Raw genomic sequence first — 10,706 nt, forward strand, 5'->3', positions numbered from 1 at the left:
GGGGCCGGGCGCGAGGCAGGGTGGGGCCGGGCGCGAGGCAGGGTGGGGCCGGGCGCGAGGCAGGGTGGGGCCGGGCGCGAGGCAGGGTGGGGCCGGGCGCGAGGCAGGGTGGGGCCGGGGTCCTACCCGCCCGCGCGGGGGCCGGCCCCCGCGCGGCGGTCGTACGATCCCTCCCAGGAGGGGCCCCGCGCCGGCGGGGTGGAGCGAGCGGTCGGTGGGAGCGGGTTTGTCCGAGCAGTCAGCACAGCCGGAGTACCGGATCGAGGACCTCGCCCACCACAGCGGGGCCACGGTCCGGACGATCCGCGCGTACCAGGACCGGGGGCTGCTGCCCCGCCCCGAGCGGCGGGGCAGGTCGAACGTGTACGGGGACGCGCACCTCGCACGGCTCCGGCAGATCGCCGACCTCCTCGACCGGGGCTACACCCTGGCCTCGATCAAGGAGCTTCTGGAGGCCTGGGACACCGGCCGGGGGCTCGGCGGTGTGCTCGGCCTGGTCGCGGAGGTCCACGGGCCGTGGACGGACGAGCGGGCGGACCGGATCTCCCGCGCGGAACTGGACGCCCGCTTCGGCGGCACACCGGACGAGGCGGCCATTCTGGAGGCCGTCGAGCTCGGTGTGCTGGAGCCGCTTCCGGACCGGGAGACGGAGGAGTACCTCGTGCCGAGCCCCCAGGAGCTCGCGGTGGCCGCCGAGTTGTACGCGGCGGGGGTGCCGCTCGCCGCGATCACCGGGCATCTGAGGGAGCTTCGGGATCAGGTGGAGCACATCGCCTCCCGTTTCCTGGAGTTCACGACCGAGCACGTCTTCGCGCGCTATCTGGAGCACCGGCCGCCGACGGACGCGGACGCGACCGAGGCGGCGTCGATGGTGCGACGTCTTCGGCCGCTCGCCCAGCAGACGGTGGACGCCGAACTGGCGCGTGCCATGCGCCTCTTGGCCACCCGGCACCTTCAGCTGCACCTGTCGCCCGACGCGTCGCCGACGAGGGACGACGAGCCTCGGGCGGTGGCCCTACCGGCCGCGACGATACGGGCCGTTCAGAGTCTGGTCGGTCCGGAGGGGGTCGCGACCTTCGTCGCCGCCGCCACCGAACGGGAAGTCCACAAAAGGACATTGGACGCTCTCACCTCAAGTCGCCCAATCGGGGACGAATTTACTCAATCCACCTGAAAACAGAGGCGCGTTGTCCACAGAATCGCCAACTACCCTGTGGATAAGTCACTTTGGCTGTGGATCAAACATTCCATCGCCACCCATCCAAAATCGATGGCCGAGCGATCCGAGCTCCGTCATCCTGACGGAATGACCCGACAACAACCGCCGGACGAGCGCCGCACGGTGAAAGTCTCCAAGTACCTCTCCAAGCACCTGCGCCACCAGCCGGAGCGCATCGGTCTCGTCCTCGACACCCACGGCTGGACCGAGATCGACACACTGCTCCTGACCACCGCGCGAAACGGCTTCCCGATCACCCGCGAGGAGCTCGACCACGTCGTCGCGACCAACGACAAGAAGCGCTTCGCGATCGAGGGCACCCGCATCCGCGCCAGCCAGGGTCACACCGTCGAGGTGGACCTGGACCTGCCGCCCGCCGAGCCGCCCGCGTACCTCTACCACGGTACGGTCGCCGACCGGCTCCCCGCGATCCGGGCGGAAGGGCTGCGCCCCATGGCCCGCCACCATGTGCACCTCTCCCGCGACCGGGAGACCGCGACCAGGGTCGGCGCACGGCACGGACGGCCCGTCGTGATCAGCGTGGACGCCGGGGCCATGCACCGGGCCGGGCACGTCTTCCACGTCAGCGCCAACGGGGTCTGGCTGGCGAGCGCCGTTCCGCCGGAGTTCCTCCGCTTTCCCGGCTGAGGCATGATCGATTCCATGGCTCACCCGCAACTGCCCAGTACCGAAGCAGCCGTCACCGCGATCCGCGAGGTCGCCCGGGAGTTCAACCTGGAGATGACGGTCACCGACGACATCGGCGCGGACCAGACCTCGCGGCGCACCTCGTCCGGCGCGTTCGCCGTCCTGGACCCGGACGGCTCGCTGCCGCACGAGGCCTACGTCGAGCTCGGCGGCTCCCCCCTGGTCACGGTCCAGATCTTCCCCGAGGACGACGCCAGGATCATGGTGGACGGCATCGAGTTCGCGGATGTCCCCCGCGACGCAGTCCCCGCCTTCGTCCGCTCGGTCCACGGCGGTCTGGCCCATGTGAAGGGCCGTTTCTTCCCTCCCGGCTGGTGGCTGGTCGTCCCGCTGCCCGGCGACGAGACGTACAAGGAACTGGTCCCCGGCGCCTCGCTCACGCCCTGGATGAACAGCCGGGTCCGCTGACGCCCCCCATGAACCGGCCCGGTCGCGCAGGTCAACGGCTACTCTGACCCACCGCATCCCAGATGGTGAGAGGAATTCGAAGTGGTGGCTCCGACTGCGCTGAACTCGGTGATCGACGGCAAGGAGGTCCCCGGCGGCGGTGACACCTACGCCTCCCTCAACCCCGCGCGCCTGAGCGATGTCGTCGCCGAGGTCCGGCTGGCCGACTCGGCGGCGTTCCAGGATGCCTGCGCGGCGGCGCGGCAGGCCCAGCGCGAGTGGGCGCGGGTGCCGGCCCCCGTGCGCGGCCAGGTCGTGGGGGCCTTCGGACGTCTCGTCCAGGCCAACAAGGAGAGCCTGGCGCGCCTCGTCACCCGCGAGGTGGGCAAGACGTACGCCGAGGCGCTGGGCGAGGTCCAGGAGATCATCGACACCTGCGACTTCTTCCTCGGCGAGGGCCGCCGTCTGTACGGGCAGACGGTCCCCTCCGAGATGTCCGACAAGCAGCTGTTCACCTTCCGGATGCCGGTCGGTGTGTCCGTCATCGTGACGGCGGGCAACTTCCCGGTGGCGGTGCCGTCCTGGTACATCGCCCCGGCGCTGCTGTGCGGCAACGCGGTGGTGTGGAAGCCCGCGGAGTACGCGGCGGCGACCGCGCGCGCCCTCGCCGAGCTCGCCTGGCGGGCGGGCGTGCCGGCCGGCGTGCTGAACCTGGTCTACGCGGACGGCGAGACGACCTTCGAGGGCCTGGACGCCGCGCTGGGCCGCGGCCTGGTGGACAAGGTCGGCTTCACGGGCTCGACGCTGGTCGGCCGGCGGATCGGCGAGCTGTGCGGCCGCCACCTCCAGACCCCGTGCCTGGAGCTGGGCGGTAAGAACCCGATGGTCCTCGCGCCCGACGCGGACCTGGACCTGGCCGTGCAGGCCGCGCTGTTCTCCGGTTACGGCACGGCGGGCCAGCGCTGCACCTCGCTGGGCACGGTCATCGCGCACGAGGACGTGCACGAGGAGTTCGTCCGCAAGTTCGACGAGGCCGTGCGGGCCGCGACGGTGGGCGAGCCGGCCGAGGGCGTCGTCTACGGCCCGCTGCTCGACGAGAAGTTCGCGCGCTCCTACGAGGAAGCGCTGAGCTGGATCGAGGAACACCACACGGTGCTCGGTTCGAGCGCGGTCGGCAGGATCACCGCCGAGTCGCCCCGTGAGGGCTTCGTCGGCGACCCCTCGGACGGCCTGTACTACCACCCGGTGCTCGTGGACGGGGTCCGCGCGACGGACCGGATCTTCCTGGAGGAGACCTTCGGGCCGGTCGTCGGCGTGACCACGTACCGGACGCTCGACGAGGCGATCGAGCTGGCCAACACCCCGGGCTACGGCCTCTCCGCCGCCGTCTGGACGAGCGACCCGGCCACCGTGTTCCGTTTCCGGCAGGGCATCGGCGCGGGCATGGTCAGCGTGAACAACTCCACCTCGGGCGCGGAGGCCCACCTCCCGTTCGGCGGCAACGGGAAGTCCGGCAACGGCAGCCGTCAGTCCGGCGTCTGGGTCCTCGACCAGTTCACCCGCTGGCAGTCGATGAACTGGGACTTCTCCGGTTCGCTGCAGAAGGCCCAGATGGACGTGACGACCGTCGAGGCCGACCTCGACTACCGCCTGCCGTCCGACTGGACCGAGGGCGTCTGACACGGCGAACGGGGCCGGGGCGGTGTTTCACGTGAAACACCGCCCCGGCCCCGCACTCCTGGTGACCCCTCAGGACGTGTACGTGTGCGTGACGACCGTCCTCGCGTGGCCCACCGTCCAGTCCGGCAGCGCCGCCAGGGCCCGCTCGGCGTCCTCGCCGGTCTTCAGGAAGACCTGGTCGACCTGGATCTCGACGGGACCCGAGCGGTCGACGGTCAGCGTGTGGCCGTCGAAGCGGCCGACGACGTCGATCACCGCCTCCTCGCTCTCGAAGGGCCGGCCGCCGACGGAGAGGCCGCGGCCCGTCACCGTGATCCTGACCAGCTCCGCGCGGTTCGCGCCGAGCGTGATCCGGACGGGCGCGGTCGCACCGGCGGTGTCGACGGAGACCTTCCCCTCCGGTACGGACACCTTCCGCGCGGCGAGCCCGCCGTCGCCGACCCGCAGACCCGTGTCGCGGGAGACCCCGTCGAGGACGCCGAGGCTCTCGGGCGTGAGGTAGTCGCGGCCTTCGAGCACGATCCGCGGGTCCTTGCCGTCGGTCTGCTCCTGGAACGCGCTGACCAGCTTGGGGTGCGCACTGTCGTACGGCTGGACGAGCCCGACGACCAGGAGTCCACAGGCCGTGTACGCGGCCAGGGCGAGGCCGGACCGGCGCGGCGGGCGGCCGGCGTGGGCGGCGAACGGCGCGAGGACCAGCGCCAGCGGGACGGCGACCAGGACACACGCCACGGCGAGGGCCGCGTCCATGGGGATGGCGGTGGGGAGCCGTCCCATCATCGGGACTGCCAGCTCGAACAGGTTCCGGGTGAACTGGGCGATCAGCACGAACGACACGACCGCGCTCACGAGCAGCGGCACCGCCCGCGAGCGGCCCGGAAGCACCAGGAAGCCGCCGATGGACAGGACGGACAGGGCGGAGCCGATCCACAGCAGATAGCCGGGTCCGACGCCGAGCCAGGCGGTGAGCACCCCGAGCACGCCGACCGCCCAGGCGTTGCCGAGCAGGGTGGTACGGACATCCGGCCGCCCGGCGCCGTCCGGGGCGCGGCGCCGACGCCGGCGCTCCAGGAGCAGCTGCGGGGCGAGCGCGCCGAGGACGGTGAGGGGCAGCGGCACCAGGTACATCAGCCAGGGGTTCGCGTACCAGGCGTGCGGACCGATCAGGGACTGGGCACCGCCCACCAGCACACCCGTGAGCACGGCCGCCGGCAGGCCGAGGAGCGCGGCCCCGGCGGTGGCCGCCACCCGGCCGGGACGGAGGTCCCAGACCGTGCGGGCCCGCCAGGTCAGCGCGGCCAGGAGGAGGAGCAGGGCGAGGGTGCCGGACTTCACGAGCAGCGGGTCCAGGGTCACCCACCAGCGCGACAGCACGTCGAAGTAGTACGGGGCGGGCTTCCGGCCGGCCGCGTCGGCGGACCCTGTGACGTCGGAGGCGAACCGGACGGTCAGATCGGTGACCGCCTGCGCCGAACCGTCCTCGATCCCGGCGACCCGGTCGTTCGGCGTGTGGTAGCGGTAGCCGTCCTCGAAGAGGGCGTAGTCGAGGCCCGACCAGCCCTGGGCGCGCCACACCCGGCTGTCGGTGTCGGAGTTGATGAGGCCCGCCTGGAACAGCCACTGGCCGAGGACCGAGCCGTACGGCCGCGCGGTCTCGCCCGCGAGCTCGATCAGCCGGCCGTCGTCCTCGCCCGCCTGGAACAGGATGGGCAGTCCGCCCGAGCCGACGGCCTCCAGGTTCAGGAACCATCGGACGTCCTTCGCCCACGGGTGCCCGGTGAAGGCGTCGGCCCCGGTGAGGCCGACCTCCTCGCCGCCGTTGAAGAGGTAGACGACCGTGCGGTGGTGGTCCTTGCCGGCCATCTGCCGGGCGGCCTGGAGCACCGCGCCGACGTTGACGCCGTCGTCGGCGGAGCCGGGGCCCTCCATCGCCGAGTCGACGTGGACGTTCACCAGCAGGGCGTCCTTGCTGTCGCCGGGCTGGCGGGCGATCACGTTCTCGACGGCGTAGTCGACGGCACGGTCGTGGAAGCGGTACGAGCCGGTGGCGCGCTGCCGCTCCACCTCCAGGCCCGGAATCGCCTCCAGCTCGCGGGAGACGAGGTCGAGCCCCTTCGCGAGCTGCGGGCTCGCGGCGACGTGCGTGCCGAGGTCCTCAAGGCGCTGGGCCGTGGCCAGCGCACCCCGGCCCGCCTCCCCGTCGGCTGCCGGGCGGGTCGCCCCGTACGCCAGGGAGAAGGAGCCGGCCAGGAGCAGCACCAGGACCGCCCAGGTGCCGGCGAACCGCCTCACACCGGACGGAGCGCCGGACGGAGCGCCGGACCGGACTCCGGCCGAAGCTCCGGACCGAGCGCCTGGCCCGGAGGGACGGAGGTCCTCCCCCGCGGGCGCGTCGGCCGTCGCCGGCCGGGACTTCAACATGCTCACCGCAGAGCCCTTTCCTCGGTTATTCCCCGGGCTGCGGCTGCTGCCGCAGTTCCCGCCACCACGTGCGCAGTTCGCGTACGACCGTCTCCTCGCGCTCCAGGGTGAGCGCGTGCGCCGCGTCCGGGACGCGGACGAGCGCGGCCTGCGGGCAGGCGCGCTCGATCTCCTCGGCCGTGGCCCGCATGCCGAGCGTGTCGGCGTCGCCCACGAGCACCCGGACCGGCACGTCGATCTTCCCCAGCCGGTCGGCCGCGGGCTCGGGCCGCACGAAGTCCGGAGTGTCCTTCTGCTGCGGGTAGTTGAGCCGCAGCATCTCGGCGACCGCCTCGCGCAGGGCCGCCCGCTCGGGCGCCGGCTCGCGGCCGGGGCCGTCGACGAAGAGCCGCACCTCGAGCGCGATCAGCTCCTCGACCGTCCGGGGGACGTCGGCCGGGTCGGCGGTGTCCCATGCCTCCTCGGCCGCCCCGACGGCTTCGAGCAGCGGACGCTCCTCGTCCGCGACCGGGGAGTCGAAGCCCGAGACGTCGGGCGCGAGCAGGAAGAGACCGTCCACCCGCTCGGGGTGTGCGAGGGCGAAGTCGATCGCGAGGCGCGCGCCGCGCGACTCGGCCACCAGCACGGCGGACTCGAGACCGTAGGCGTCGAGGACGCCCCCGAGGTCGGCGAGGTCGGAGAACTCGCCGTCCAGCGTGGTCGTCGAACGGCCGAAGCAGCGGGAGTCGTAGGCGACGGAGTACATCTCGTCGCTCAGTGCCTCCATCAGCGGGTGCCACATCTGCCCGTGGGCGATACCGGAGTGGAGCAGGACGGCGGCGGGGCCGGCCGGGGCGCCGCTGCTCACGGTGTGCAGGGTGCCGCCGGGGACGGTGAGGGTACGCGTTTCCATGTTCATCCTTCGATTGACTGCAGGGTTCGGGTGCCGGATCGCTGATGACAGCCGACCACGAACGCGGCGACTTCTTCGACGTGGTGCAGGAGGAACATGTGACCGCCCTCCCACATCCGGGTCGGGCAGTCGCCCTGCCCGTGCCACGCCCAGGCCGTGAGGCCCTCGGCGGGCACGCCGGGGTCGTCGGTGCCCCCGATCGCGTACACCCGGGCCGAGAGCTCCGGGCCCTCCGCGTACCGGTACCCCATCGCCATCCGGTAATCGGCCCGCACACCGGGCATGACGAGTTCGAGCAGGTCGGGCTGGGTGAAGAACTCCGGGGGCGTCACCCCGTGCGAGCGAAGGCTCGCGAGGATCTCGGCGTCCGTGGGCACCGGCCTGGGCGGCAGCACCTTCGGCGCCACCATCCCGGACGCGATCAGGCAGTCGACCGGGAGCGCACGCTCCTGGAGCAGCCGGGCCAGTTCGAACGCGACCAGCGAGCCGAAGCTGTGCCCGAACAGGGTGGTCGGCCGCTCGTCCGCGCCGAGCTCGTCGGCCAGGGTGCGGACGAGCAGCCCCATGTCCTCCAGGGGCTCTTCGAGCATCCGGTGTTCGCGTGCGGGCAGATGGGGTGCCCACAGCTCCACCTCGGGGGGAAGCCGTCTGGTCCAGCTCTCGTAGACCGTGCCGTTGCCGCCCGCGTAGGGCAGGCACACGATCCGGCTGGTTCCTTCACCGGCGCTGAGCCGTCGGAGCAGGGTCATGGCGGGCGATCAGCCCCGCGCGCAGCGCGGACGCATGTCGGTCCACACGGTCTCGATGCGGTCGAGGCAGTCGTCCTTGCTGGCGGCCGGCCCGTCGGCCTCCCAGCCGGCGGGCAGCTCGCGGTCGCTCCGCCAGATCGAGTACTGCTCCTCTTCGTTGACCACGACGACGTAGTCGGGCTCTGCGGTGATCACGCTCATGGGGATACCTCTTCGGGTGTCGGATGTGCGGGTGTGCGATGTACGGGGGTGGGTGCGGCGGAGGTGGGTCCGGCGGAGGTGGGTGCGGCGGGGGCGGGTGCGGCGGGGGCGGGTCCGGCCACCGTGGAGAGCCGGCGGCCGTAACCGGCGAAGACCAGGCTGATCGCGATGCTGGAGACCGCGATCACGGCCAGGGTCACCGAGCCGGAGGTCGCCTCCAGGGCGAGGCCGGCCGCGAGGACGGACAGGGGCTTCAGACTGAACGCGGCGACCTGCGCGGTCGTCGTCACCCGGCCGAGGAGCTCGTCCGGGGTGAGCCGCGCCCGCAGCGTGCTGTAGACGATCGCGGAGAGCGACTCCCCGCCGCCCGCGAGCAGGACGACGCCGAGGGCCAGCGGCAGCGAAGCGGTGGCGCTCAGGACGAGCAGCGCGACGCTCCCGAGGACCGTGCCGGCGCACATGACCGCGACGGTGGCCGTCCTGATCCGCCCGGCGAGCACCGCGCCGGCGATCGCCCCGACCGCGTAGACCGCGATGATCGACCCGAGAACGCCGGGCGACCAGCCGAGGTCCTCACGGATGAAGTACGTGGCGCAGATGACGACCGGCGAGGTGAAGAAGGTGACCGCCGCCCAGTAGAGGAGCGCCGCCCGCAGCAGGCGGTGCCCGGCGATGAACCGGAAGCCCTCCACGACCTGCCGGCGCATCGGCGCGGGCGACTGCTCCCGCGCCGTCTGCATCGGGCGGCGGATCAGCATCAGGGAGACCGCCGACACCGCGAAGGTCAGCGCGTCGACCCCCAGGGTGCCGGCCCCGCCGATGCCCGTCACCAGGACACCGGCGAGCGCGGGACCGACGATGTAGCCGAGCGCGTTGCCGATCGACAGGAGCGAGTTGGCCTCGCCGAGCCGGTCGCGGCCGACCAGCGAGGGCACGCAGGACAGGCAGGCCGCCTCGAAGACGGCGTACAGCACACCGACCGGCACGGCCACCGCGTACAGCACCGGCAGCATCGGCAGCCCCAGCCAGGCGGCCAGTGGCACCGCGCCGACCAGCAGCGCGCGCCCCACGTCCGACCAGAGCATCATCCGCCGCCGGTCGAGGCGGTCGGCCCAGGCGCCCGCGGGGACACCGATCAGCATCATGGGAAGCGCCGACAGCATGGCGATCAGGCCCATGTGCAGTCCGGAGCCGGTGAGGGCCAGGACCAGCAGCGGCAGGGCCGTCTTGCTCAGCGCGTCGCCGAGTGCCGAGGCGCCCTGTCCGCCGGCGAACAGCAGGAAGTCGCGGTCCCGCAGCAGGTTGTGGCCCGCGGGCGTGGCCGGGGTGGCAGGTGTGCTCACGATCAGGCCCAGTCGTCCCAGTCCTTGGCGCCGGTCACGTTGCGCAGACCGCCCTGGGACTTGAAGTACATCTGCGCCAGGTAGCGCTCGGGGATGCAGGTCAGCCAGCCCAGCGCGTTGTCCTCGCCGACGATCTGGTGGCTGTACGAGATCGAGGTGTCCATGGCCTCGATGGCGTGCCAGTAGCCGCTGGGGACGTACAGCGTCTCGCCCGGGTGCAGGACGGTCTCCTCCACGACCACGTCCTTGAAGCGCGGGTGGAGCGTCAGGTCGGGGCGGCGGTAGTCGACCTGCGCCATGCCGAACTGGCGGCGGAACGGGCGCGGGTACAGCTTCGCGTGCTGGTCCGGGGAGACGAAGTAGCAGCGCTTGCGGCCGACGACCTGGCTCAGGTAGGCCGCGGTCTGCATGCCGTCGCTGTGGAACGGGGTGACGGTGCCCTTGCTGCCGATGAACATCACGGACGCGACCCGGGAGGACACGGTGGAACGCGAAGCGGGCTTGTTGCTGCCGCGGTTGAGGAACATCTTGGCGAGGTACAGGCCGAACAGCCTGGCCGGGTTGACCGTACCGGCCGGCAGCTTCGCCTTGAAACGGATGTCGGCCCAGTTCGGCGCCAGGTCGGGGAGGTCGTAGTCCTCTTCGAGGCCCGGGTAGTGCTCGACCATCCGGTGCACCGGGTAGGCGCGGAGGTAGTAGGCGCGGCCGTCGTCGGTGTTCTTCTCGATCTCGTCGAGGAGCGCGGACAGCTTCATCCCGCGGAAGCCTCCGACGTTGCCGAGGATCAGCTCGTTGTCGAGCCGCTGGAGGTTGGCGTGGATGTCCAGGTCGCCGAAGTGCTCGCGGAAGTAGTCCAGGCTCCAGCGCTCCATGGCCGGCCAGTTGTCCATCAGGCCGGTGATGATGGCGGGCTTGCGCTTGTACACGTACTCGCGCTTGAACATCTCGGGGTCGGGGTTGTGGAGCCGGTCGATCGCGTCGGCCTTGACCGTCGCCTCGGGGAAGATCGTGCCGGCGACGGTCGCGTCCTGCTCGGCCTGGTTGATGGTCATCGTGGGTCCTGTTCGTAAGTCTGTGGGGTGACGGAAGGAGGGACTGCGGGCCGC

Annotated in this window: 10 protein-coding genes; 4 read left to right on the top strand and 6 right to left on the bottom strand. The window is 72.0% G+C overall.

The window, feature by feature from the left end; genetic code table 11:
• The first annotated feature begins 226 nt into the window (after positions 1-226).
• From ACH4MY_RS05745 to ACH4MY_RS05760, 4 genes are all read left to right on the top strand, one after another.
• Positions 227-1,174 (top strand): MerR family transcriptional regulator, encoded by a 948-nt coding sequence (locus ACH4MY_RS05745; protein WP_397998015.1) that lies wholly within the window; start codon positions 227-229, stop codon positions 1,172-1,174.
• A gap of 132 nt (positions 1,175-1,306) precedes the next feature.
• Positions 1,307-1,867 carry an RNA 2'-phosphotransferase gene (locus ACH4MY_RS05750; protein WP_397998017.1) on the top strand — a complete coding sequence of 187 codons (561 nt, stop codon included), beginning with the start codon at positions 1,307-1,309 and terminating at the stop codon, positions 1,865-1,867.
• Between the two features lie 15 nt (positions 1,868-1,882).
• Positions 1,883-2,335, top strand: a complete 453-nt coding sequence (locus tag ACH4MY_RS05755) for a hypothetical protein (RefSeq protein ID WP_397998019.1) — start codon at positions 1,883-1,885, stop codon at positions 2,333-2,335.
• Positions 2,336-2,416: 81 nt separating this feature from the next.
• Positions 2,417-3,994: an aldehyde dehydrogenase family protein gene (locus tag ACH4MY_RS05760; protein WP_397998022.1), complete on the top strand. Its 1,578-nt coding sequence runs from the start codon at positions 2,417-2,419 to the stop codon at positions 3,992-3,994.
• Positions 3,995-4,063: 69 nt separating this feature from the next.
• Here ACH4MY_RS05760 and ACH4MY_RS05765 read toward each other — a convergent pair whose 3' ends face one another.
• The 6 genes from ACH4MY_RS05765 to ACH4MY_RS05790 form a co-directional block, all read right to left on the bottom strand.
• Complete coding sequence (locus ACH4MY_RS05765) at positions 4,064-6,286, bottom strand: M28 family peptidase (protein ID WP_397998025.1); 2,223 nt, start codon at positions 6,284-6,286, stop codon at positions 4,064-4,066.
• A gap of 154 nt (positions 6,287-6,440) precedes the next feature.
• Entirely contained in the window at positions 6,441-7,307 is an 867-nt protein-coding gene (locus ACH4MY_RS05770; RefSeq protein WP_397998028.1) for an alpha/beta fold hydrolase, read from the bottom strand.
• 2 nt (positions 7,308-7,309) lie between these two features.
• Complete coding sequence (locus ACH4MY_RS05775; RefSeq protein WP_397998031.1) at positions 7,310-8,056, bottom strand: thioesterase II family protein; 747 nt, start codon at positions 8,054-8,056, stop codon at positions 7,310-7,312.
• Between the two features lie 9 nt (positions 8,057-8,065).
• Positions 8,066-8,257 (bottom strand): MbtH family protein, encoded by a 192-nt coding sequence (locus tag ACH4MY_RS05780; RefSeq protein WP_397998033.1) that lies wholly within the window; start codon positions 8,255-8,257, stop codon positions 8,066-8,068.
• Complete coding sequence (locus ACH4MY_RS05785; protein WP_397998036.1) at positions 8,254-9,600, bottom strand: MFS transporter; 1,347 nt, start codon at positions 9,598-9,600, stop codon at positions 8,254-8,256. The genes ACH4MY_RS05780 and ACH4MY_RS05785 overlap by 4 nt, the downstream gene beginning before the upstream one ends.
• A gap of 2 nt (positions 9,601-9,602) precedes the next feature.
• On the bottom strand, positions 9,603-10,652 hold the full coding sequence (locus tag ACH4MY_RS05790; protein WP_397998038.1) for a cupin-like domain-containing protein: 1,050 nt from the start codon (positions 10,650-10,652) through the stop codon (positions 9,603-9,605).
• Positions 10,653-10,706 lie beyond the last annotated feature (54 nt).

It is taken from the genome of Streptomyces sp. NPDC017246, from assembly GCF_044331325.1.
GTDB lineage: Bacteria > Actinomycetota > Actinomycetes > Streptomycetales > Streptomycetaceae > Streptomyces.